Raw genomic sequence first — 21,862 nt, forward strand, 5'->3', positions numbered from 1 at the left:
TTCATCTGAAAAATATAGTTATAAATATATATTTTTAATTGTAACGCTCTAGAAGCATTGATTGATTTTAGAACCTTATGTATAATCGAGATAGATACAAATTGAAAATGATTATCATTAACAGGAGTGCTGAATGATGAATTTAACTACCGTGAGTATTGGCGACAAAGTAAAAGTTAAAAACATTGAATTTTTAGATAGATCACTAGAACGCCGCCTTCTTTCTTTTGGAGTAAAAAAAGGCTGTGAACTATGCATGAAGCAAAAAACCATCTTAGGAGGACCTTGTATTATTGAATGTCAAGGTCAAATGATTAGCATCCGAAAAAGGGATGCGGCTAAAATTGAGGTTGAGACAGCATGAGTACAATTGCACTTTTAGGAAATCCAAACACAGGAAAAACTTCTTTATTCAATATATTAACAGATTCCTATGAATACGTAGGAAACTGGAGCGGTGTAACCGTTGAAAAGAAAGTTGGGTCTATTAAAAAGCAAAACAGCCAGCTGGTTGATTTGCCGGGTGTGTATGATTTTACTCCTCTTTCTTCAGATGAAGCAGTGGTAACTAACTTTTTGTTAACCGGAGAATTTAACAGTATGCTGAATATCGTAGACGCTTCTCAGTTTGAAAGAAGCATGCATCTCACTATTCAAGCATTGGAATATGGAAAACCATTAGTAATCGGCTTAAATATGATTGATGTAGCAGAAAAACGCGGATTGACTTTTCATTTGGAGAAGCTTAGCAAATCATTACATATTCCGGTTTCTGCAATTATTGCCCGCAATGGAAAAGGAATTAATGAGCTTCTCTCCACTTTGAAGCAAGATTTAAAAGCCCCTTCATTTCAATTAAATTACGGGGAAACCACTGAACAAGCAATTCGTATGATTCAAACAAAAGCGGATGTCAGCAGATGGATTGCCATTCAATTTTTAGCGGAAAATAGCGTAATCGAATCAACATTAAAAGAAAAAACGAGTTACTCAGAGCTGCTTGAACTTCGAAAAGCGGCTGCACAAAAATTAACCAAGCCGCTTAGCGAGCATTTCTTCGACGTGCGTACAGCATTTATTGAGCGCATTTCCAGCGAGTGTATCATAAAGGGCAGCGAAACACCTCTAACCTTCACAGATCGAATCGATCGAATTGTGACGCATAAGTGGCTTGGTCTCCCTATTTTTCTTAGCTTAATGTATTTGATTTTTAATATTACGTTTACTTGGATTGGCGTTCCTCTTTCTGATAAACTGGACGGTTTTTTTGGCGGAACGCTTAGTAAAGGCGCTGATTCTCTTCTAACTGCAGCTGGTGCCGCTCCATTTATTCATGATTTAATTGTGGACGGCATCATCGCAGGCGTAGGCGGCGTACTAGTATTTGTACCACAAATTTTTGTCCTGTTCTTTTTCATTTCACTGCTTGAAGATTCAGGATACATGGCTCGAATTGCTGTAGTAATGGATCGTATCATGGAATTTTTCGGTTTGAACGGAAAAGCATTTATTCCGATGATTATTAGCTTTGGATGTAACGTACCAGGGATCATGGCCGCGCGTACAATTGAACAGCGAAAAGAGCGCCTTATGACCATTTTAGTAAATCCATTTATGAGCTGCTCAGCACGCCTTCCTGTATACGCTTTGTTTGTAGGTGCGTTTTTTGTACAAAACGGAGCAGCTGTGGTGTTTTCTATGTACTTGCTTGGCATTATTTTAGCACTTGTTGTAACGAAAATTTTATCAGTAACGCTTCTTAAAGACGAACAATCAACTTTTATTGTTGAACTTCCTCCTTACCGCGTACCTCAAGCCAAGACTCTTTGGAGAAGCACGTGGGAAAAAGGCCGAAATTTCGTCCGGAAAGCAGGTACGGTTATTTTAGCTGGCTCTGTATTTATCTGGCTATCATCTTACGCTGGCCCTGGCGGTTTTGGAGTAGATATGGAAAATAGCTTTATGGCTATTATTGGAGGTGCTATCGCTCCGCTATTTATCCCTTTAGGTTTTGCGACATGGCAAGCTGTAGCATCACTGATTACAGGCTTCCTAGCAAAAGAAGTGGTTGTTTCGACTATGAGCATCATTTATAAAGTACAAGAAGGACAGCTTGGCGACACAATGAAGACATTCTTTACACCGCTAACAGCCTATACGTTTATGGTGTTTGTTCTTCTTTATGTTCCGTGTCTAGCAACCGTCGCTGTTATTCGACGAGAAACCGGCTCATTGAAATGGACAGCATTTGCTGTGGCCTACCCTTTGGTTGTCGCTTATGTCGTAGCTTTGCTTGTACACACTATTGGAAAAGTACTTGGTTTTTCTTAAAAGGAGTGAATAACATTGATTATTAACATTTTAATTGGGGTTTTGATATTTGGATATGCTCTTTATCATATGACAAAATTCTTCCGCAAGAGTACTCAGGGAAAATGTGCAAGCTGCGCACAGCAATCTTCTTGTGCAACGGATGATTGCGGTATTGACTGGGATAAAACGATTCAAGAGGCTCAAAATCAATCATCTTAATACATTAAAAAAGCATCCTGATAGATGGGATGCTTTTTTAATGTTACGCAACTAGTTTTAAAATGAGATGAGAAAGGACTTCCTTTTCCTCTTCACTGCTGACTTTCCATAACTCATGAAGGACTTTTTCTTCTCGGTTTCGAGGCTCCTCATTTTTGGCTAAATAGCTAGCCACTTTTTTTGTAGCGGCCGTTAATTGTTCCTCACTTAACCCGAGCTTTTTACCGACATGAACTTTTTGACTTAAATAATCGGTAAACGTATCAAAGTTCTGCAAAATTGCTTCTTTTTTCTCCGTCCCTAAATTATCTGCCGTTTCTTCAATTTTATTCATGTCTTTTGTAGTTCCTTCATTCATTTGACTCACAGTTAACATCTCCCTTTTAGTGAATAGACTGGTATGTTCTTTCACGCTCAGCTTCTGGTTTTTCGTCTGGCGTCATCTTTTCCTTACTTATTTCAGAAGTTGCATCTTTCACTTTTTCACCAATTTGCTGTAAATCACTTTTAGCATCTTCTACCGTCGATTTTGCATCATGCGTAACGCTTTTCACATCTTCTGCTTGCTTAAAGAAATCTTCATTTACACGCTCGTACAAATGTTTAGCATCATTAATTGCATCTTTTAAAAGATTCGATGCGTTTTTCATTTGCTGCACCATTTTTTCTTTTGTTTCTTGAGGATTTTCTTTTACTTGATTAATCATGTTTGTAGAAGAGTCCTTTAACGTAACAGCTCTTCTTTTAACAGACGAACGAGTTTTGCTATCGAGTAGTGTTATACATCCACCCACAACTGCTCCGACAACAACACCTTTTACGAGCTTGCTGCTGCAGCTTTTTCCGTTGCCAACAGCAGTAGGGCTATTAGCTGTCTGTGGATTGTTATTGATTCCTATATCGTTGTTAATGCCTGCGCTGTTGCTTACAGCAGGGTTTTGTAATTCAGATCGACTTCTTTCCATTTTTACTGCCTCCTTTAGCATTGTTATTGAGTGATTTCCCATCTTTTTTTATATTTAAACAATTGAACACAAAAAACATGACTAAAGGCCACCTTTTTGCTCCCACTAGTCAAGAATAACTATGTAATAAAAAAGCTCCCCTTTTTTAACGGAAAAGCGCAAGCCGGATTTTTGTAAAAGGATTGTCAGCACCGGTATAATAAGAAGTACTTTAAAATAAATTTTATACTATTGGTCATAGGGGTGAAGCAATTGAGCCAGCTTAATAAGGAATTTAACTGTGAAAAAGAATTGACGCTTGCTATTATCGGTGGAAAATGGAAGATGCTAATACTATGGCACTTAGGACGTGAAGGAACAAAACGGTTCGGGGAATTAAAATCGCTTATTCCTGATATTACGCCGCGCATGCTGGTTAATCAGCTGCGGGAACTGGAAGAAGATCTGATTGTTAATCGTAAAGTCTATCCTGTCGTACCACCTAAAGTCGAATACTCACTTACGAAAGAAGGAGAAAGTTTAATGCCGATTTTGACAGCTATGTACGATTGGGGTAAAAATTACCGTGATACAGTGCTCGCTAATCAAGAACAAAAGGCGGAAACGTTAATTAAATGATGGAAACTACTCCTTCTATTCCATAGTTTTTATTTTTTTATGCGGATGATGTTACTCAACATCATCCGCATTTTTAATGAAAATTAAGCGGTTACAAGACTGATATGTCCATTAGTATACTTCTGTATACTATCATTTCCCACACTATTTGCGGGAAAAGTGCGTACTTTTAAGAACCTCAAACTGCGGGTACAATAACTAAACCAGCTGCTTTTTACGTAAAAAAGCACAAAAGGTATCTATAGATTTTTCTAAGGAGTGGAGTAGAATGGAATTACAATTAGCATTAGATCTTGTTAATATCGCTCAAGCAAAAGAGGTAGTAAAAGAAGTTGAAGAACATATTGATATCGTAGAAATCGGTACGCCAGTTGTAATCAATGAAGGGCTTCGCGCCGTTAAAGAAATTAAAGAAGCATTTCCTAACTTAAAAGTATTAGCTGACCTAAAAATTATGGATGCGGCTGGCTATGAAGTACAGCAAGCTTCTCAAGCCGGAGCAGACATCATTACCATCTTAGGTGTTGCTGAAGATATGTCAATCAAAGGTGCTGTAGAAGAAGCAAAAAAACAAGGTAAAAAAATTCTTGTCGATATGATTGGTGTAAAAGATATTAAAGGACGCGCAAAAGAGCTAGACGAATTTGGCGTTGACTATATCTGTGTACACACAGGATACGATCTTCAAGCAGTTGGTCAAAACTCTTTTGAAGATTTAGTAACAATCAAAAGCGTTGTAAAAAATGCAAAAACAGCCGTTGCTGGCGGCATTAAATTAGAATCTTTACCTGAAGTAGTAAAAGCACAGCCTGATCTTGTTATTGTTGGTGGAGGAATCACGAGCCAAGATGATAAAAAATCAGTTGCTTCTCAAATGAAAGAGCTTATTACAAATTAAGGAGCTTTCTATGCAGACAAGCGAACATTTAAAAACAGTTATGAATGAGCTTTTACAAACAACAGCTCTAATCGCTGATGATGAAGCTGAGCAGCTTGTAAATGGCATCATCTCATCTAAAAAAGTGTTTGTCACTGGAGCAGGCCGTTCAGGTCTTATGGGCAAGTCGTTTGCTATGCGTATGATGCATATGGGCATTGATGCTTATGTCATTGGAGAAACCGTGACTTCTACTTTCACAAAGGATGATTTATTAATCATCGGATCAGGTTCTGGCGAGACGAAGAGCTTGATTCCTATCGCTCAAAAAGCAAAAGAACTTGGAGGAAAAGTTGGAGTAGTCACAATTTCTCCCGACTCCACGCTTGGCAAGCTGGCTGACTTTGTCGTGAAGCTGCCTGGTGCTCCGAAGGATCAAGAACAAAGCAGTTATCAAACAGTACAGCCTATGGCGTCGCTGTTTGAGCAAACGCTTCTTCTCTTTTACGATGCGCTGATTCTTCGCTTCATGGAGAAGAAAGAACTTGATACCCATACAATGTACGGAAAGCATGCAAATTTAGAATAAAAAAAGGTCTTGCTCTAGGCAAGACCTTTTTTATTTTGAAACTTTCTATTTCACCAAATATTCACTTATGTCATAACTAAATGTACTTTATCGTTAACTTTTTTAAAAACCTTATTCGAATTTTGTTGCATCTCCATAAAACGGCTGATCTGCGATTTTAATGGATTCTGTTGGGCATCCTTCATACGCTTCCATCATCTCATCTTGCTGATCTTCAGGAACCTCTTTTGTTCCTTCGTTGTTATCTAACACCGCATAAGCAAGACCTTCTGAATCATAATCATAAAGACCTGGTGCGCTCCCTCCACATGCTCCGCAAGCAATACATGTTTCCTTATCTACTATTGTAAAAGCCATAAAAAAACCTCCTTTACCTTTTCACTTTCTCGTTCAGAAAGTTACGTTCAGTATAAGAAGGTTTTTTTAAATTTGTCTTAAATTATTTACTTGGATTCTCCGATATTCTCAAACATTTCATCTACATTTGGCTTTTTCTTAATTAATCCTGAATCTTTTAACCAGTCTACATTTGACTGCCATGATTCTTTCGTTTGACTGCCAAATCCTTGTTCAGACTTCATTTTCGGAAGTAAAATATTTAAACTTTTTGTTTCCACGTCTTTTTCAAGGGGGAAGTTTGATTTATCTTGGTTATCTAATAGAATTTGAAGTGATTCTTTTGGATGTTTCTCTGTGTACTCATACCCTTTTGTAGCGGCACGCCAAAACGCTTTAATCGTATCAGAATCTTTTGCCCACGTTTGATCCCCAGTAACTGCCACTAGCTCGTAATAAGATGGCACGCCGTAATCTGAAGGATCAATGTCAACTGTTTTATATCCTTTTTTATGAAGTAATGGTACTTCGTGGTTAATATATGCACCTATTACGGCATCTACTTTTTTGCTAATCAGCGATGAATTTAACTCAAATCCTACGTCTACTAGTTTTACTTTATTCGGATCTCCTCCATCGCTTTTCACCATTTTCTTTAGAACAGATTCACTTAATGGTGTTCCGCTGTATCCTACTACTTTTCCTTCTAAATCTTTAGGACGCTTAATACCGCTATCTTTCAACGCCACAACTCGGTTCAATGGAGACCTTACGATTGCTCCTACCGACTTTACCGGCACATCTTCATTTGCTCGTGCCATTGCTACATCAGGCTGATAATAAAGGCCGAGTGTAACTTTCCCCGCAGCTGCTAAATTAAGCGAGTCTGTTGGATTAGCAGGAAACTGTACTTTCACATTCAGCCCTTCTTTTTTGAAATATCCTTTTTCTTGTGCAGCATAAATGAAGCTGTGCACTGCATTTGGGTACCAATCAAGCATAATTGTAACGTCTTTTAATTTTTTACTGTCACCAGCTTTATTTTCCTTGTCCTGGCCGCAAGCAGCGAGCATCAAAACAAGCATCAGGCTTAAACCAATTACAAACCATTTTTTCATTCTGTTTTCCTCCACTTTAATGAACGTTTTTCGAAACCTACTACAATAATAAAGAATAAAATACCAAGCGCGGATAAAATCACAATTGGTGCAAATACACCAGCTGCATCAAACTGTGTCATCATACGACGACTGAAATATCCTAAGCCTGCTTGTGCACCTAACCATTCGCCAATGGCAGCACCTATTATACTAAAGGTAACCGCTACTTTGAGCCCTGAATAAAAATGAGGCAGTGCAGAAGGAATGTTCAACTTAAAGAAAATATCTTTTTTTGTTGCTCCCATGGTCAGCATGAGTTCTTTTAACTCTTTATTGGTCGAACGAAGCCCGTCAAATGTGCTAACCGTAATAGGAAAAAAAGTAATTAATACGGTCACAATCACTTTGCTCCAAATGGAGTAGCCAAACCACAGAACAAATACAGGAGCTATGGCAATGGTGGGAATCATTTGCGACGCAATAATAAGCGGATAGAAAGCACGCTCAATAAGCGGACTCCAATTCATCCATACAGCCAGCATAACTCCCAGCACCACGGATATAACCAGCCCAATTACAACAATAGATAGCGTAGCTGGTAAATGCTTAAACAATAAATCCATTCGCAGCTCCCAAAGCTTCGTTAAAATACCGGTGGGCGTTGGTAAAATAAACGGATAGTTTACAATGCGTGCTCCAATTTCCCAAGCAGCCAGCAAAATGACGACTAAAATAACTGAAGCCCCGTATTTTTTCATGTGTTCACCTTCGATCTTAGCTGTTCAATTAAATAATCTTTCACATCAAGCACACGCTGTTGATTCAAATCTTTTTGCGTTCGAGGCCTGCTAAGCGGTACTTTAATCTCTTCAAGATGACTTACCGGCTTGTCTGAAAAGATAAAAATACGATCTGATAAAAACAGGGCTTCGTTTACGTCATGAGTGATAAATAAGATGCTATGTTTACGCTTTTGCCATTGTTCAAGCAGCCATTCCTGCATTGATAAACGCGTAATGGCATCAAGCGCACTAAAAGGCTCATCTAAAAGCAGTACGTTAGAACCGCTTAATACCGTTCGCAGAAAAGAAACACGCTGCTTCATCCCTCCGGATAAATCACTTGGAAAACGATTTTCATACCCTTTTAAACCAAACTCTTCGAGCAGCTGAGATACTTGCCTATGAGCACTTGCTTTTGACACATTGTGAAGCTCAAGCGGCAGAGCTGCATTGTCTAAAATCGTGCGCCACGGAAGAAGCAAATCTTGCTGCGGCATGTAGCCTACTTTTCCAAGCCGTTTTTCATAAGACTGTCCGTTAATCACGATATCGCCTTCACTCTGCTGTTCAAGGCCTGTAATGAGACGAAACAACGTACTTTTCCCAGAACCGCTCGCTCCAACGATACTGACAAACTCGCCTTCTTTTACGTCTAAGTTTAATGATGTTAAAATCGGTTGATCACCGTTTTTGTACGTAAAACTGACGTTTTGAAAAGATAACACAGACTTATTCATGAATTGGCCACATCGCTTCGTTATAAGCCATATCCCAGAACATATACTCAAAACGCGTTGTATTCAAGAAAATTTCTTCGAGCTTTTCTAACTCCGCTTCTGATTTGTCTTCAGTAAGTGAGTCGAATAAATTAATACACCATGTCGCTAGTTCTCCAAATTCTTCTGAGCTGTACATTTCAATCCACTCACGATAAAACTCATTGTTAGCTCCAGGCTTTTCACTGAGTTCTTTTCCTATTTCCCAATAGCTCCACATACAAGGCAAAAGAGCCGCCACTAATTCAGCTAATGTGCCGCTTTGACCAACGTGCAGCATATAGTGTGTGTATGCAAGCGTTGTAGGAGATGGCTGCGCTTTTTCTAATTCTTTTTCACTGATTTCAAATTTCTTGGCATACTCACGGTGCAGGCTCATTTCTTCGTTTAATGTAGAATCCAAAAGTGCAGCAAATTTCCCCATCGTTTGAACATCAGTAGCTTTCATGGCTCCAACCGCAAATAATTTTGCATAATCAATTAGGTAAAGGTAATCTTGAATCATGTAAAAGCGAAACTTCTCCTTTTCAAGCGTTCCGTCTCCCATTCCCTGTACAAAGGGATGATTATGATTTTGACGCCAAATAGGCTGCAGCTTTTCGTATAATCGTTCACTAAATTTCATGATGATCACTCCTTATGCGTATGCAGCCACGTATAAATGAACTGCAACATCACTTTTGTATATTGAACAAGCTGATTTATATCTAATTGTTCGTTCACAGCATGTGCATTTGCTAAATTTCCCGGACCATAAATAGCGGCCGGAATCCCCGCATCAGCTAGCCATCCCCCGTCTGTTACGCTAGTTGACACATCGATTGGGGGCTTTTTCCCTTCAATTTGTTCATGAGTATGTGCAAGCAGCTGTACTCCAGCATGATTTTCATCAATTTCTAATGACGGGAAGATTTCTCCTCTGTCTTCAATCATTGATGTGCCTCCCCATTCAAAGGTTGGCAGGTTATCTTTTAACCATGGATCTGCTTTTGCAATAGCTAAAATGTATTCTTCCACTTCTTTTGATACTTGGTCGTATGATTCATTGGGATAATAGTGAACGGTGACCCACAGCCTGCATTCATCTGCAATAAAAGCAGCATGTCTTCCCCCTTCGATTACTGCTGGATTAATCGTATTTGTTCCCGGCAAAAATCCTGGATAGCTTTTTGTAACAGCCCAGTGGCGCTCCAATTCTTGCAGCCCTCCGATCACTTTTGCCATCTTCTCAATAGCACTCGCAGCTAACAGACCTCCTCCAGCATGAATCATACTTCGGCGTGTACCGTCATGATAGGTTTTACTGCTTTTTATCGTAATCCATCCCGTGATTACTCCGCCTTGACCTTGAATATGTAAATCACTCGTATCAGCAACAAGCGCAAAGTCAGCTGTATATCCTTTCTGACAGCATTGCAGCGTACCTGCCTCTCCCACTTCTTCTCCTACAACGGATTCAAAAATCAAGTCTCCCGGCAGTTCGATTCCTGCTTCTGTTAAAAGCTGGACTGCAAATAATGCTCCTGCCAAGCCGCCTTTCATATCAGCAACTCCGCGTCCGATTATCATGTTGTCTTTTACTACAGCTTCAAACGGATTTGTCTCCCACTTTTCATTTTCTTGTACCTCAGCTACATCCATATGCCCGTTAATAATTAAGCTTTGATAGTCAGCTGATTTTTTCCCTTTTAACGTGCCCACTACAATAGGATCGTTGCAATATAAATCCCACATATCGATGGAAAAACCGCAGTTTTTAAGGAAATCCGCTACGTAGCGCTGCGCTTCATGAGAATTTCGTGCAGGAGGCGCTGGCGTTTTATATGCAACAAGCGTTTTTACTAACTGGATTAGCTCCCCTTTGCGCTCCTCTACCTGTTTGACAAGCAAATCAATTGTTTCTTCCATGTATGACACCTTCCTTTACGCATAAAAAAACACTTCTTTCGCAGGAAAGAAGTGTTTTTGTTTATATACAAAAAATTATTATAACGAGTTCGTAAGGAAATACCATACAAAACATCCATTACAATACCTCTTTCCTACGCTAGTATTACCTAGTTCAGGTTATAAGGGTTAAGACTTCTCGTCTCTCTCAGCTTAGAAAGCACCCCTAGTGGCGTTGTATCTCTATAAAATTAAACGATTATCATATGTTTACCTGTAATAGTTTTATCATAGTAAAGCGTTTTATTCAATAGAAAGGTTCATGATTCAGCAATGAAAATAGTTTCCTTTTTAGTAAAATAAAAAGCACACACTTTTTTTAAGCAGTGTGTGCTCTTTACTTTTATAAGCTTACTAGTTAGCTATCGGCTTCTTTAAAAATACACCGTTTTTCCATTCAGACAGGAATAAGCTCAAGTTTTTGCCCCGGTTTCACTAACGAAAGCAGCTCATGATCTTCTTCTATCACATACCCAATCACGTTCACATTCGCATTTGCAGGCAAATTCGTTTTAGCTATTTGAACCTCTCCTCTATAACGTCCGTAGCCATCATTGTCCATTGTAATTGCTCCGATTCTGCGCTCGACTGTATGAAATGGCGGCACTGGTTTCACAGATCGTGTATCAACTAAACGCAGAGCGTCTCTTGATACATCTGGACGCACGCTGTACGTTCCCTCTATATGAGGTGAACGAATGCGCAGCGGAATAATGCTGCTTTCTTGATATTGAACCAAACGCTTTAATAAACTTGAACCGGCGCATGGATCTCCAATATAAACCTCCGCTACTCCGCAGCCGTATAAATCTACTGCAGAGGTAAAAGGGCATCTATTACGGTCTTTTTCTCTAGTAGGAAGACCTTGATAAATAGGGCCTCTCTTTTCGCCTTCCCCGGGAATATAAGCGCAGACTGGGATACGAAGTTCATTAAATAAATCTGTCTGCTGTTGAAAAAACGTTTCTTCAAGCCCTGTTTCAGGTCGAGGATAAAAATTATGCCATGCAAGCAGCTGATGATGATGAAGACCTGCACATAAGAGTGCTTCAATTTCTTGTTTGGATAACGTACTTGCATTAACAGCAATATAAAATTCATTCGCAAGCGAAAGAGTTTCTGCTGTGCTAAACCCATCGTCTAGTCTAATACCAGATACGCCAAGTGAAGATAGCGACATAAGGCTTTCGATACCTAAATGAACCGGCGTATGCTTGGATACGTCTGCATACACGCTTATTCCACAATCTCTAGCCACATACAGCAGTTCTTTTGCCCGTTCAGCCAAATCTCCTTTTTCCTCTGGAATGTGAAGCGAAGTGAATGCACGTGTGACGCCGCACTCACTTGCTTCTATTAATCTTTTTTTAGCATCACTATCATTTAAATAAAACGAAATGCCAATCATTCAAACTCTCTCGCCATTTCATCGTTGAATCCAAAGAAATACGTACAAACAAAGCCGGCTGCGTAAGCAACAACTAACCCGAGTAAATAAAGAAGAATTTGATGCGCATGAACTAAAAACGTAAGCGGCAAACCTGAGACTCCCACTGCTACAGTCGCAATATGAAAGTGCGCCTGAAACGCTCCGCCGATTCCAGCTCCAAGACAAGCGGTTAAAAAGGGGCGTCCTAAAGGAAGTGTGACTCCAAAAATAAGCGGCTCTCCAATTCCAAGCAGCCCTGAAGGAAGAGCGCCTCCAATTGCTCGCTTTAAACGTTTTTTCTTTGTTTTGATATAGATAGCAAAAGCTGCACCGACCTGACCGGCTCCGCCCATTGCTAGTATAGGAAGAAGCGGATCATCTCCAATTGAATTGATAAGCTCTAAATGAACAGGAGTAAGACCTTGATGAAGTCCTGTAATGACGAGCGGCAAAAATGTTGCTCCTAAAACAAAGCCTGCTACAACTCCTCCAACCTCCAAAACTCCTAAAAGGCCTTTTGTGATTCCGTCTGAAATCAAGCCGCCGATTGGCATGAATACTACATACGTAATAATGCCTGTAATTAACACCGTAACGGTTGGTGTAATAATAATATCCAGTGACTGAGGGACAAATTTACGCACTCGTTTTTCCACTACGGCCATAAAGATTGCTGCAAGCAAAACTCCTATTAAGCCACCCCGACCCGGCAAAAGTGCTTCACCAAAAAGTTTAATATCAGCTACGGCAGGATTAATGACTAAAATACCAGCTAAGCCCCCTAAAGCCGGCGAACCACCAAATTCTTTTGCTGCATTAATACCTACTAAAATACCCAGATAAGCAAATAAGCCGCTTCCGATAACGGTTAAAAGAATAGCAATCTGTGAATCTGCAGGAAGCCACTTCGCTTGAACTGCTGCTTTTGTCACTCCGGTGATAAGTCCAGATGCTACAAGAGCAGGTATTAACGGAATAAAAATACTTGCAATTCGGCGAAGCAAGAGCTTAAACGGAGTTGCATTTTTTTCTTTCAGCTCCGATTTCCGCTGAGCCGCACGATTTTCTAAATTAATACCGCCAGATTCATCAATTAACTTTCCAAACTCCTCTGTTACTTTGTTTACTTTTCCAGGACCAATAATGATTTGCAGCGTTTCTTCTTCCACTAATCCGAGTACGCCTTCAAGCTTTCGTATATCTGCCTTTTTTACAATTGAATCATCTTTTACAGTCACGCGCAGCCGCGTCATACAATGCGTATACGCTTCAATATTTGATGCTCCCCCAAGCATCTTCAAAATAACCTTTGCTAATTGATGATTATCTAAAGACATGTTAATCCCCCTTTGTATTTTCCTCTTAGATGGATACGGTACTGAGGAAACAGACCACAAAATCCCCTTTTTGTAATCGTTTTCTTTTTTTATTTCTTAGTTTTCAAAAACTGAATGGCATCCCTTGTTTTATCAATATACTCAATCGTCTGGTCATACTGCTGCGCTGCAATACTTAAAAATAGTACATCAATCACATAAAGCTGGGCTAAACGAGACGATGTAGCTGCGCTTCGAAACGGCGCTTCTTGAGAATAAGACGTATACAAACAGATATCAGCTAAAGATGAAACGGTAGACTGTCCGTATTTGGTTAAGCTAATCGTCTTTACTCCGCGATTTTTAGCTAAAGATAAGACGTTGCTTACTTCAGGAGTCTCCCCTGAAAAAGAGATGCCCACAACTACATCGTCTTTACTTGCATTTGCGATGAGTGTAGCTGCTAAATGGCTATCTGCAAAAGCCGTGGCATTTTTATTAATTCGAAGAAATTTTTGCTGCGCATCCATAGCAATAATATGTGAAGCACCGATTCCAAAAAAATGAATGTTTTTAGCTTCAATCAGCGCTAAAACAGCCCGCTCTGCTTCTTTATAATTCACAAGCTCGGCCGTATCACTTAGACTTTGAATGCTGTTGCTTGCCGTTTTTTTGACAATAGATTGAATCGTTTCATTTGTTTCAATATCGCGGTATCCTTGCTCCGTATCTCTAGCTAAATCACCGGCTACTCTTACCTTTAATTCTTGAAACCCGCTAACCCCGATAGATTTACACAAACGAATAACAGCAGCACTGCTAGCATTCGCTAGTCTACCTAATTCTCCAGCCGTACTGTTTATCACAGTATGCGGGTTGTTTAAAATATATTCAGCAATTTTCCTCTCCGAATCAGGAAGCTTAGCCACCATGTTTTTAATCATTGTTAATCCGCCTGTTGACATCGTTTCTCTCCTTTATACGTAATGTTCAATCGCTTTTCTCACATAACCGCCCGCATTATTCAGTAACATCTTCGCGGTGTCGTAATTTTCATTTGTTTTGATCATAACCACTGCTGTTTTTACCTCATTATTTGCTTCTTCAAGCGTTTGGCTTGCTTGTTCATAAGAAACACCTGTAATTTTACAAATAATACCTATCGCTCGTTCTTTAAGCTTTTCATTACTCACATGAACATCTATCATTAAGTTTTCATACGCTTTTCCTACTTTGATCATAGCCGCTGTAGAAATCATGTTGAGAATCATTTTATGAGCGCTTGCTGCTTTTAACCTTGTGGAACCTGTTAGCACTTCCGGACCTACTACCACCTCAATACTATGGTCCGCTTCTTTTCCAATAAGAGAATTACCATTGCAAGACAGCGCTACCGTTTTAGCTTTTACAGATTTTGCATATCTTAATGCACCAATCACATAAGGAGTGCGTCCGCTTGCAGCAATTCCAATGACTGTGTCTCGTTCATTCAAATGAATTTTTTGTAAATCTGCTGCTCCCAATTCTTCTTTATCTTCAGCACCTTCAACTGCTTTAACAAATGCTTTTTCTCCTCCAGCCATCAATCCCTGTACTTGATCCGGATTGGTACTGAAAGTAGGCGGGCATTCAACAGCATCCAATACTCCCAGCCTTCCGCTTGTTCCCGCTCCGACATAAATAAGCCGGCCTTCCTTTTGAAACGATTCACTTACAAATTCAACTGCCACCCCTACGTCTGGAAGTACTTTTTGTACAGCAAGCGCCACTTTTTGATCTTCTTTATTCATTATGTTTAAAATTTCTTTTGTACTAGCTGTATCGATCTTCGTTGTCTGCTCATTTTGAGACTCCGTTGTTAATAACGTAAGCTGTTCATTCATCTTTTTTGGCTCCTTTTTCATCTTGTAGTGAAGTTATGGTTATTATAATTCGTTTAAAATATAATTTCAATAATTTATTTTATTTTTTAAAATTATATTTCAAACGAACATAAAAAAAGATTTCAGGCATATAGCTGAAATCTTTTTTTATGTCTCTTTATGATTGTTGAGCAAATGTTAACAGATACTCATCTTGCATTAAAACTTCGTAATCTTTTTCACCATTTCTTACGACGTGTACAGGGACTGTTTTTGCCGGAAGTAATTCAACTGGCTCACGATAGCGTTTTGCTACTCCGTTAATAAGTTCGTTTACTAACTGCTCGTTACTCAGCTCACCCGCCTGATATTTTTCTGCAAGTGGTGTCATGACTTCCGCTAATACACTTGCATCGTTAAATCCTTGAATTTCGACTTGTACGACGTACGCATCATCTTCATCACTATATGCTGCATCTTTAATTTTATATTTTGTAGATGAAAGAGCTTGTAGAAAAGCGCTGCTTACTTCGTTTAACTGCTCGTCGGTTATATTTGAGCTCAATGATGATAAAGCACCTTTAAAATTCGTTTCAAAAAACTCTACAAACGAGCTCTTTTGGAACTCCCCTTTTTCTTTCATTTGTTTCTTATCTTGCTGATTCGGATGTTTAGCAACAAATTGATCTGTATTTTGATACACAGTTGCTTGAATTAAAGCATCCACGTATTGTCCCGCTTCCTTGGCATAAGCAGCTTGCTTTTCTTTACTAGGCGTTTCGCTGCTGCTATCTTTAGAAGCAGCAGCGGCTTTTGCTTCCACTTTTGGTTTTGTTACATTGTCTAATTGATTATATGTATACGTATACGTTTGCTTAGACTTTGAGTTTTCTGTTTTTCCGTCTACTTTAACTGAATACGACTGATTTTTTACTACTTTCTTTATTTGATTCGTTTCTTTATCAATTGTCACAACAAGCGAAAAATCTTTTCCTTTAATTTGGTCAAGGTCTACAGCGGTATCGCTGCCTTGATTTGTTATTTTATAATAAGCTTTAGCATCACCTGCTACAATTTTTTGCTTTTTGTCTTTGTCTCCGTTAAATGTTAATACATACTCTTTGTCTTTTTCGGTGACGTCAAATTCATTTGGAAGATTTTTATCATATTTTTGATAGTAGCGTATTGGATTTTGTTGAAGCTCCATAGCGTTATTAATTAAAGCCGTAACGTACTTTTTTTCTTCTCCCTGTACTTTTGTGCTTTCTTCTCCAGCCACAGCTAACGTTTCATCACCGTCATGATACATCTTCAATTCTTCGCCGTTCATTTTTGTGTTAATGTAACCTGCTTTACTTTTAAAATCAAATTCTTGTACTCCGTTTACTTGGTAATCAGAGGAGCCTTCTTCTTTTCCAGTGACCTTCACTTGAACATTTTTCACCTTTTCTTGTGCTTCTTTCACGTCACCCGTTAATTCCTCTGAAGACGGCATCCCACATGCCGAAAGCAATAGAGCGAATGATAGTGCTAAGCTGGTATTCATTATTTTTTTCATATAAGAAACTCCTTTTTAAATATTTTTCCAAAAACAAGAATCTATGTACTTAGTAAATACACAATTTTACCATTTACAAAACCCAACTTTACTAAATTACCATATTTACATTTAAATGGTAACCAACAAAAGAAGGAAATTGCACAATAAAAAAGTCACGAATCCGTGACTTTTCTAACAGCATTCATACTTATTTGTTAACGTTTTTATTTTAATCTCTAATAATTCCATTACTTCTCCCTATCAGTACTTCTTTACCTTGTTGATTTCGATACACTGATTTGATTTTCACTTTTTGAAAACCATCTGCTTTTTCTACTTCAGTTAATATGCATTCACAGGTAACTGTATCTCCTGCAAAAACTGGACGAAGAAATTCACTCACCATTTCTCTTGCAATGTAGTTTAAGTCTCCTCCTATTTTCGTTCCAATACTAGCAGTCATAAGTCCATGCACCATTAGCCGCCCTTTTTCGTCACGTTCTATATGATGTTTGCCCCGGTCTCCAGTCATCTCCGCAAACTGCATGATTTCTTCCTCTTGAAACGTTCTTTGCCACGTAAATGTATCTCCTGCTTTACATTCCATCTTATCCATCCCCTTAAGGTTATGACTTTACTTTTTAACTATATCACAAAAATGAACAGTCATTCATTTTCACATCGAAAAAATAGCAGAATAAATATATCCTGCTATTTTTGACAAGTAGGACAGTAATAAAGCCTTCTAGAAGCAGCTTGCACTTTTAAGATAGGGGTGCCGTCAATTCGGCAAGCTTCTCCTTCACGGTTAAAAACCCAGTGGCGGTATTCAGAGCGCTTTTGACCTTTCTTTTTTAACGTTTCAGCAAGCTTTACATCATTTGTAATGCCACCTGTTTCATAGGACTGTTTGACAAGAGAAATGGTTGCTTCAGCTGCCTTTTTAAGCTGTTCTTCCGTGCAGTCTACCGGACGAGCTGCAGGATTAATTCCCGCTACAAATAGGATTTCACTGCGCAAATAATTTCCAATCCCCGCTATAAAGCTTTGGTCTAGCAGCAGCGACGCCCATTTTCTGCGGTAAAATGGCTTAGAGTAGAAGCGATCTAAAAGCTCATCTGCCATTACTTCTTCACTTAAAATATCCGGACCTACTCTTGATACAAAAGGATGAGCAGAAACTTCTTCATCACGCAATACTTCAATATCAGAAGCGCTATAGAGCAGCGCTGATTTCTTTTCATTATGAATAGCAAGACGCAGCTGTCTGTTTGTAGATGGATAATTGTAAGATGAACGTACATACCATTTTCCATAAAGCTGATTATGTGAATAAATGGTATAGCCGTTGTCGAAACGAATAAGCATAGCCTTCCCTTTTGTATCTACCCTTTTAATACGAGCACCCGTTAATACTTCTTCGTAATGCTGTAAAGAGGGAAAAGCAAACCATATCTCTCCAACGGGAAGACTGATAATCGCTTTTTCCACTTCATCGGCTGCTCGTCTAATTTCTGGACCTTCTGGCATATAATGAAACTCCTTTCTTTCCTGACTTTCTTCATTTATTATTTCGGTTTTATTTTTGCTTTGCAAGAAAGAATCGGTTGAACTCTTCTTTTCCTAAAAGAACCTTTAAATTATGCATGACGGTTACTCTTATAGTAAAATGTTGATACCTTTTTTTACTTTCTATAGTGTTTATCTTACTTCCTTTGACTTATACTAGTTGATAACCTTTTAGAAACTTGTTAATTATCTATATATGAGGAGTTTATTATGAACAATCAATCATTTTCTCCACTATCAGCTGCCGAGATGGCTGTTATTTGGAAGCAATATATGAACGATAAAGCAATTTCTTGTATGCTTAACCATTTTCTGTGTCATGTAGACGATTTAGATATTCAAAAAGCGATTCAAGGTACACTGCACATCACAACAAGAAACAGTGATGCGCTCACTGCTATCTTTTTAAAAGAAAATATGCCAATCCCGCTCGGTTTCGGAGAAGAAGACCTTGATACTGAAGCTCCAAAATTATTTTCGGATTCTTTTTATTTGCTTTATTTGAAGCATATTTCAAATGTCCTTCTGCTATCAGCAACTATGGGCGTCGATGTTGCCGCAAGGAATGATGTACGGTCTTTTTTTCGCAGCTTACTGCTAAAAGCGGAAAAGCTTAACCAAACGATTACAGATTTGCTGTTAGAAAAACAAATTTTTATAGAGCTTCCTCCTATTCCTATTGCAGATGCATCTGATATGAACGACAAAGAGCTCTTCTTAGGGAGCTATTTTGATGAAAAGCGGCCGTTAACGGTCATTGAAATTTCTCATATCGTGTCAAGCATACAGACGAACTTAATTGCAAAGGATTTAATTTTAGGGTTTGCTCAAACAGCTCCTTCTCAGGAAATTCAAGCTTTTTTGTTAAAGGGTAGAGAGCAGGTACAGCAGCACATTGAATCCCTGTCACAACCGCTAATGGTAGAAAACATACCGGTCACAATGAAGTGGGATTACGGAGTAGAAAAGTCTTCCGTTCCTCCATTTTCAGAAAAACTCATGATGTTTCACCTGGCTGCGATGATTACTGAAAATGTACGTGGATATGGGCTTGCGATGTCAACGAGCCCGCGTTTAGATCTCGCTTTAAACTATACAAACTTCACGAATGAAATTTTGGAATACGCCAAAGAAGTATCAAGAATAAGTATTGAGCAAGGATGGCTAGAAGAGCCTCCGCATATTCCATTCCCAAAAATTCATTTGGAATAAAAATGAGATTGGGGCATAACGAAATGAACCCAATCTAAAGACGAGCAATGAGTTGGACTGCTTGTGACACCGCTGTTGATTTCCGTGCAAGGCTTCGCTTTCCGCGGGCGCCTGCTGAGCCTCCTCGTCGCTTGCGCTCCTGCGGGGTCTCACCTGTTGCGCTTTTCCCGCAGGAGTCTTCGCCTTGCTCTACAACCAACAGCTAGAAGCACCTGCATATATGAAACCTACGTTCACCATGATTACAAAAAAACACGAACTATTCATCCATTTTTGATGGATAGTTCGTGTTTAACTTTAACTACACTACTTTTGTCACAGCCTCATTTTTTAGATTCTCTCCACAGTAAATAAAGAAAATACGGAGCGCCGATAATGCCAATGATTAATCCGGCCGGAATTTCAATCGGAGGAGCAATTCCTCTCCCAATTAAATCTGCTGCTAGTACAAACAAAGCGCCAAGCAAAGCGGCTGTAGGAATCAATTTTTTGTGTCTCGGTCCCACTAACCGTTTGGCCACATGAGGAATAATAAGCCCTACAAAGCCAATTGTGCCAACCACCGATACAACCGCAGCCGTCATTGCCACTGCGCTTGCCAGCAATACTAGACGAATTAACTCTACTCTAGCCCCTAGTCCTCGAGCCACTTCATCACCTAAATGAATTAAATCTAACCGGGCAGCTAACAGCCAAATCAGCGGTACTAATATAACGATCCAGGGAAGTAAACCAATTAATTGATCCCATGTTCTTCCCCATAAGCTGCCGCTCAGCCAAATCAGTGCCGCATTTACGTTTGGATTTGCTTTTGAAATTAACAAGTGAATACCGGATGAACAAAAAGCGCTGACTGCTACACCGATTAATGCAAATCGAATAGGTTCTACTCCTTTTTTATAAGCAAGCAAATAGACGATGACAAAGACAAGCGAGCCTCCTGCAAACGCAGCGACGGATAAAACAGATGGGCTTGCTAAAGGCAGTAAAATAGTGACTGCAACAGCTGCTAATCCTGACCCGCTTGATAGACCTAATGTATCTGGACTAGCGAGCGGATTTCTCATAATAGACTGTACGACGACTCCGGACACAGCTAGGCCGACTCCCGTTAAAATAGCCAGCAAAATACGAGGCAGACGAAATTCTACTAAAATGGACGTCAAGTCAGGATCGCCAATACCAATAAAAGACGTAATAATGTCTAGAGGAGGTATGTTAATGTCTCCTAAGCTAAGGCTTATCACACTCAGCGCTATAATTAAGACAGAAAGAATGATAAACAGGCCGACAGACTTGAATCGAGATGGCTGCTTTTTTGTTTTATTGACAGTCTGCATATAACTCATGCCTTCCTTTCTGTTTTTTTGCGTCTCGCTAAGTAAATAAAGTACGGCGTTCCGAGCAATGCTGTTACTGCACCTACAGGAGTCTCATACGGGTATGTAATAAATCGTGATAATACGTCTGCTAACAGCAATAAAGATGCACCAAGCAGCGCGCTCATTGGCAAAACGACCCGGTAATCTACACCTATTAAATAGCGTACCATATGAGGAACAACAAGCCCTACAAAGCCAATGGGGCCCGCAATTGCCACCGAAACACCTGCTAATACAATCACAACAACTGCAGTGAACGCTCTAATGGCAAAGACTCGCTGCCCGAGTCCTCTAGCTACGTCATCTCCTAAAGACAATAAAGAAGACGCTCTTCCCAGACCAAACGCAATAAGCAGGCCCACGATGCTAAAAGGAACCAATACATGAACATGTCCCCAATCTCGCCCAATAACTGAACCGGTGAGCCAGAACATAACGCCTTCTGTTTTGCTTTCATTAAAAATCAGCAGCGTTTGCGTGAGAGACATAAGCATACCTTGTATAGCAACACCTGTTAAAGCAAGCTTTACATCACTGTCGCCTCCTTTAATCAACGAACTCATGACATAAACAATAACAGCAGCAAATGCGCCTCCTAAAAATGCACCAAATACCCCGCCAATCATGCTTACACCAGGCACTAAAACCGTTAAAAATACCATTGCCGCTGATGCGCCGGCATTAATACCAAAAATACCAGGAGAAGCTAATGGATTTCTAGTTAATGCTTGCATCAACGCTCCAGCGACAGCCAAATTAGCGCCAACAAATGCCGTTACCAGTAAGCGAGGCAGGCGGACAGTTTGAATAATAGACTGTTCTTTTGATCCATCAAAATTTAGTATAGCTTGCTTAATCGTTCCAAAAGAAATATGTATAGAACCGATGGAAATAGATAAAAACATTGAAATCAGTAAAAGAATAATAACCGCAAGAAAAATAGCTATTATACGAAGCGGAGATTTGTTTCTTTTGGATAAACCATGAACAGCTTTCATAGTAGACTGCGCCTCCTTTCATTTGAAAGTTC

General features: G+C 39.4%; 25 protein-coding genes and 1 riboswitch. Of the genes, 7 read left to right on the forward strand and 18 right to left on the reverse strand.

Annotated features, from left to right (window positions below):
* Positions 1-133: 133 nt before the first annotated feature.
* From ACFX4E_RS09450 to ACFX4E_RS09460, 3 genes are read left to right on the forward strand one after another with little or no spacing between them, the layout of a single operon-like run.
* Positions 134-364, forward strand: a complete 231-nt coding sequence (locus ACFX4E_RS09450; protein ID WP_013055605.1) for a FeoA family protein — start codon at positions 134-136, stop codon at positions 362-364.
* The gene (feoB, locus tag ACFX4E_RS09455; protein WP_377237359.1) at positions 361-2,331 is read left to right on the forward strand and encodes a ferrous iron transport protein B; all 1,971 of its coding nucleotides are present in this window, start codon (positions 361-363) and stop codon (positions 2,329-2,331) included. Before ACFX4E_RS09450 ends, feoB begins: the two co-directional genes overlap by 4 nt.
* Before the next feature lie 15 nt (positions 2,332-2,346).
* A complete protein-coding gene (locus tag ACFX4E_RS09460; protein WP_013081918.1) occupies positions 2,347-2,532 on the forward strand; it encodes a FeoB-associated Cys-rich membrane protein in 186 nt (61 codons plus the stop codon).
* Positions 2,533-2,575: 43 nt separating this feature from the next.
* On the opposite strand, the gene ACFX4E_RS09465 is transcribed toward ACFX4E_RS09460, so the two are convergent.
* Both ACFX4E_RS09465 and ACFX4E_RS09470 read right to left on the reverse strand, forming a co-directional pair.
* On the reverse strand, positions 2,576-2,899 hold the full coding sequence (locus ACFX4E_RS09465) for a DUF3243 domain-containing protein (RefSeq protein WP_013055602.1): 324 nt from the start codon (positions 2,897-2,899) through the stop codon (positions 2,576-2,578).
* Between the two features lie 16 nt (positions 2,900-2,915).
* Complete coding sequence (locus tag ACFX4E_RS09470; protein WP_195695253.1) at positions 2,916-3,497, reverse strand: hypothetical protein; 582 nt, start codon at positions 3,495-3,497, stop codon at positions 2,916-2,918.
* Positions 3,498-3,749: 252 nt separating this feature from the next.
* Between ACFX4E_RS09470 and hxlR the strand changes: the two genes are divergently transcribed.
* The 3 genes from hxlR to hxlB all read left to right on the forward strand — a co-directional run bounded on the left by hxlR (position 3,750) and on the right by hxlB (position 5,581).
* Entirely contained in the window at positions 3,750-4,115 is a 366-nt protein-coding gene (gene hxlR / locus ACFX4E_RS09475; RefSeq protein ID WP_028407618.1) for a transcriptional activator HxlR, read from the forward strand.
* 268 nt (positions 4,116-4,383) lie between these two features.
* Positions 4,384-5,013, forward strand: a complete 630-nt coding sequence (gene hxlA, locus ACFX4E_RS09480; protein ID WP_028407617.1) for a 3-hexulose-6-phosphate synthase — start codon at positions 4,384-4,386, stop codon at positions 5,011-5,013.
* A 10-nt stretch (positions 5,014-5,023) separates the two neighbouring features.
* Positions 5,024-5,581 carry a 6-phospho-3-hexuloisomerase gene (gene hxlB, locus ACFX4E_RS09485; protein WP_028407616.1) on the forward strand — a complete coding sequence of 186 codons (558 nt, stop codon included), beginning with the start codon at positions 5,024-5,026 and terminating at the stop codon, positions 5,579-5,581.
* Positions 5,582-5,692: 111 nt separating this feature from the next.
* Here hxlB and ACFX4E_RS09490 read toward each other — a convergent pair whose 3' ends face one another.
* The 13 genes from ACFX4E_RS09490 to nei all read right to left on the reverse strand — a co-directional run bounded on the left by ACFX4E_RS09490 (position 5,693) and on the right by nei (position 18,199).
* Positions 5,693-5,938 (reverse strand): ferredoxin, encoded by a 246-nt coding sequence (locus tag ACFX4E_RS09490; protein ID WP_028407615.1) that lies wholly within the window; start codon positions 5,936-5,938, stop codon positions 5,693-5,695.
* 86 nt (positions 5,939-6,024) lie between these two features.
* Positions 6,025-7,035: an ABC transporter substrate-binding protein gene (locus ACFX4E_RS09495; protein ID WP_028407614.1), complete on the reverse strand. Its 1,011-nt coding sequence runs from the start codon at positions 7,033-7,035 to the stop codon at positions 6,025-6,027.
* Positions 7,032-7,775, reverse strand: a complete 744-nt coding sequence (locus ACFX4E_RS09500; protein WP_028407613.1) for an ABC transporter permease — start codon at positions 7,773-7,775, stop codon at positions 7,032-7,034. Before ACFX4E_RS09500 ends, ACFX4E_RS09495 begins: the two co-directional genes overlap by 4 nt.
* On the reverse strand, positions 7,772-8,536 hold the full coding sequence (locus ACFX4E_RS09505; RefSeq protein ID WP_028407612.1) for an ABC transporter ATP-binding protein: 765 nt from the start codon (positions 8,534-8,536) through the stop codon (positions 7,772-7,774). Before ACFX4E_RS09505 ends, ACFX4E_RS09500 begins: the two co-directional genes overlap by 4 nt.
* Positions 8,529-9,200 carry a thiaminase II gene (gene tenA / locus ACFX4E_RS09510; RefSeq protein ID WP_098433444.1) on the reverse strand — a complete coding sequence of 224 codons (672 nt, stop codon included), beginning with the start codon at positions 9,198-9,200 and terminating at the stop codon, positions 8,529-8,531. Before tenA ends, ACFX4E_RS09505 begins: the two co-directional genes overlap by 8 nt.
* Before the next feature lie 5 nt (positions 9,201-9,205).
* Positions 9,206-10,483 carry an acetylornithine deacetylase gene (locus ACFX4E_RS09515; protein WP_098248622.1) on the reverse strand — a complete coding sequence of 426 codons (1,278 nt, stop codon included), beginning with the start codon at positions 10,481-10,483 and terminating at the stop codon, positions 9,206-9,208.
* Positions 10,484-10,597: 114 nt separating this feature from the next.
* A riboswitch (TPP riboswitch) is annotated at positions 10,598-10,700 on the reverse strand.
* Positions 10,701-10,919: 219 nt separating this feature from the next.
* The gene (locus ACFX4E_RS09520) at positions 10,920-11,930 is read right to left on the reverse strand and encodes a MupG family TIM beta-alpha barrel fold protein (protein ID WP_377237358.1); all 1,011 of its coding nucleotides are present in this window, start codon (positions 11,928-11,930) and stop codon (positions 10,920-10,922) included.
* Complete coding sequence (locus ACFX4E_RS09525; RefSeq protein ID WP_377237357.1) at positions 11,927-13,288, reverse strand: PTS transporter subunit EIIC; 1,362 nt, start codon at positions 13,286-13,288, stop codon at positions 11,927-11,929. Before ACFX4E_RS09525 ends, ACFX4E_RS09520 begins: the two co-directional genes overlap by 4 nt.
* Positions 13,289-13,377: 89 nt before the next feature.
* Positions 13,378-14,232, reverse strand: coding sequence for a MurR/RpiR family transcriptional regulator (locus ACFX4E_RS09530; protein WP_377237356.1), 855 nt, complete (start codon positions 14,230-14,232; stop codon positions 13,378-13,380).
* A 12-nt stretch (positions 14,233-14,244) separates the two neighbouring features.
* Complete coding sequence (gene murQ / locus ACFX4E_RS09535) at positions 14,245-15,150, reverse strand: N-acetylmuramic acid 6-phosphate etherase (RefSeq protein WP_060744895.1); 906 nt, start codon at positions 15,148-15,150, stop codon at positions 14,245-14,247.
* A 157-nt stretch (positions 15,151-15,307) separates the two neighbouring features.
* A complete protein-coding gene (locus tag ACFX4E_RS09540; RefSeq protein ID WP_377258288.1) occupies positions 15,308-16,687 on the reverse strand; it encodes a DUF6612 family protein in 1,380 nt (459 codons plus the stop codon).
* 211 nt (positions 16,688-16,898) lie between these two features.
* Positions 16,899-17,276: an FAS1-like dehydratase domain-containing protein gene (locus tag ACFX4E_RS09545; RefSeq protein ID WP_377258291.1), complete on the reverse strand. Its 378-nt coding sequence runs from the start codon at positions 17,274-17,276 to the stop codon at positions 16,899-16,901.
* A 104-nt stretch (positions 17,277-17,380) separates the two neighbouring features.
* Entirely contained in the window at positions 17,381-18,199 is an 819-nt protein-coding gene (gene nei, locus ACFX4E_RS09550; RefSeq protein WP_098525493.1) for an endonuclease VIII, read from the reverse strand.
* 249 nt (positions 18,200-18,448) lie between these two features.
* Between nei and ACFX4E_RS09555 the strand changes: the two genes are divergently transcribed.
* Positions 18,449-19,450, forward strand: a complete 1,002-nt coding sequence (locus ACFX4E_RS09555) for a DUF3231 family protein (RefSeq protein ID WP_377258294.1) — start codon at positions 18,449-18,451, stop codon at positions 19,448-19,450.
* Positions 19,451-19,484: 34 nt separating this feature from the next.
* Here ACFX4E_RS09555 and ACFX4E_RS09560 read toward each other — a convergent pair whose 3' ends face one another.
* The 3 genes from ACFX4E_RS09560 to ACFX4E_RS09570 form a co-directional block, all read right to left on the reverse strand.
* On the reverse strand, positions 19,485-19,649 hold the full coding sequence (locus ACFX4E_RS09560; protein WP_165918632.1) for a hypothetical protein: 165 nt from the start codon (positions 19,647-19,649) through the stop codon (positions 19,485-19,487).
* 124 nt (positions 19,650-19,773) lie between these two features.
* Complete coding sequence (locus tag ACFX4E_RS09565) at positions 19,774-20,790, reverse strand: FecCD family ABC transporter permease (RefSeq protein WP_098248628.1); 1,017 nt, start codon at positions 20,788-20,790, stop codon at positions 19,774-19,776.
* 5 nt (positions 20,791-20,795) lie between these two features.
* Positions 20,796-21,830: a FecCD family ABC transporter permease gene (locus ACFX4E_RS09570; protein WP_028407601.1), complete on the reverse strand. Its 1,035-nt coding sequence runs from the start codon at positions 21,828-21,830 to the stop codon at positions 20,796-20,798.
* Positions 21,831-21,862 lie beyond the last annotated feature (32 nt).

The sequence above is a fragment of the Priestia sp. YIM B13491 genome, from assembly GCF_042787605.1.
Classification (GTDB): domain Bacteria; phylum Bacillota; class Bacilli; order Bacillales; family Bacillaceae_H; genus Priestia; species Priestia megaterium_E.

Excerpts from the sequence above, each read along its gene's own strand:
- ACFX4E_RS09525 (WP_377237357.1), bottom strand. The coding sequence starts at position 13,288 with ATGTCTTTAGATAATCATCAATTAGCAAAGGTTATTTTGAAGATGCTT.
- tenA (WP_098433444.1), bottom strand. The coding sequence starts at position 9,200 with ATGAAATTTAGTGAACGATTATACGAAAAGCTGCAGCCTATTTGGCGT.
- murQ (WP_060744895.1), bottom strand. The coding sequence starts at position 15,150 with ATGAATGAACAGCTTACGTTATTAACAACGGAGTCTCAAAATGAGCAG.
- ACFX4E_RS09500 (WP_028407613.1), bottom strand. The coding sequence starts at position 7,775 with ATGAAAAAATACGGGGCTTCAGTTATTTTAGTCGTCATTTTGCTGGCT.
- ACFX4E_RS09555 (WP_377258294.1), top strand. The coding sequence starts at position 18,449 with ATGAACAATCAATCATTTTCTCCACTATCAGCTGCCGAGATGGCTGTT.
- ACFX4E_RS09565 (WP_098248628.1), bottom strand. The coding sequence starts at position 20,790 with ATGCAGACTGTCAATAAAACAAAAAAGCAGCCATCTCGATTCAAGTCT.
- hxlA (WP_028407617.1), top strand. The coding sequence starts at position 4,384 with ATGGAATTACAATTAGCATTAGATCTTGTTAATATCGCTCAAGCAAAA.
- ACFX4E_RS09530 (WP_377237356.1), bottom strand. The coding sequence starts at position 14,232 with ATGTCAACAGGCGGATTAACAATGATTAAAAACATGGTGGCTAAGCTT.
- ACFX4E_RS09505 (WP_028407612.1), bottom strand. The coding sequence starts at position 8,536 with ATGAATAAGTCTGTGTTATCTTTTCAAAACGTCAGTTTTACGTACAAA.
- ACFX4E_RS09495 (WP_028407614.1), bottom strand. The coding sequence starts at position 7,035 with ATGAAAAAATGGTTTGTAATTGGTTTAAGCCTGATGCTTGTTTTGATG.
- feoB (WP_377237359.1), top strand. The coding sequence starts at position 361 with ATGAGTACAATTGCACTTTTAGGAAATCCAAACACAGGAAAAACTTCT.
- ACFX4E_RS09540 (WP_377258288.1), bottom strand. The coding sequence starts at position 16,687 with ATGAAAAAAATAATGAATACCAGCTTAGCACTATCATTCGCTCTATTG.
- ACFX4E_RS09450 (WP_013055605.1), top strand. The coding sequence starts at position 134 with ATGATGAATTTAACTACCGTGAGTATTGGCGACAAAGTAAAAGTTAAA.
- hxlB (WP_028407616.1), top strand. The coding sequence starts at position 5,024 with ATGCAGACAAGCGAACATTTAAAAACAGTTATGAATGAGCTTTTACAA.
- ACFX4E_RS09520 (WP_377237358.1), bottom strand. The coding sequence starts at position 11,930 with ATGATTGGCATTTCGTTTTATTTAAATGATAGTGATGCTAAAAAAAGA.
- ACFX4E_RS09545 (WP_377258291.1), bottom strand. The coding sequence starts at position 17,276 with ATGGAATGTAAAGCAGGAGATACATTTACGTGGCAAAGAACGTTTCAA.
- nei (WP_098525493.1), bottom strand. The coding sequence starts at position 18,199 with ATGCCAGAAGGTCCAGAAATTAGACGAGCAGCCGATGAAGTGGAAAAA.
- ACFX4E_RS09515 (WP_098248622.1), bottom strand. The coding sequence starts at position 10,483 with ATGGAAGAAACAATTGATTTGCTTGTCAAACAGGTAGAGGAGCGCAAA.
- ACFX4E_RS09490 (WP_028407615.1), bottom strand. The coding sequence starts at position 5,938 with ATGGCTTTTACAATAGTAGATAAGGAAACATGTATTGCTTGCGGAGCA.
- ACFX4E_RS09470 (WP_195695253.1), bottom strand. The coding sequence starts at position 3,497 with ATGGAAAGAAGTCGATCTGAATTACAAAACCCTGCTGTAAGCAACAGC.
- ACFX4E_RS09570 (WP_028407601.1), bottom strand. The coding sequence starts at position 21,830 with ATGAAAGCTGTTCATGGTTTATCCAAAAGAAACAAATCTCCGCTTCGT.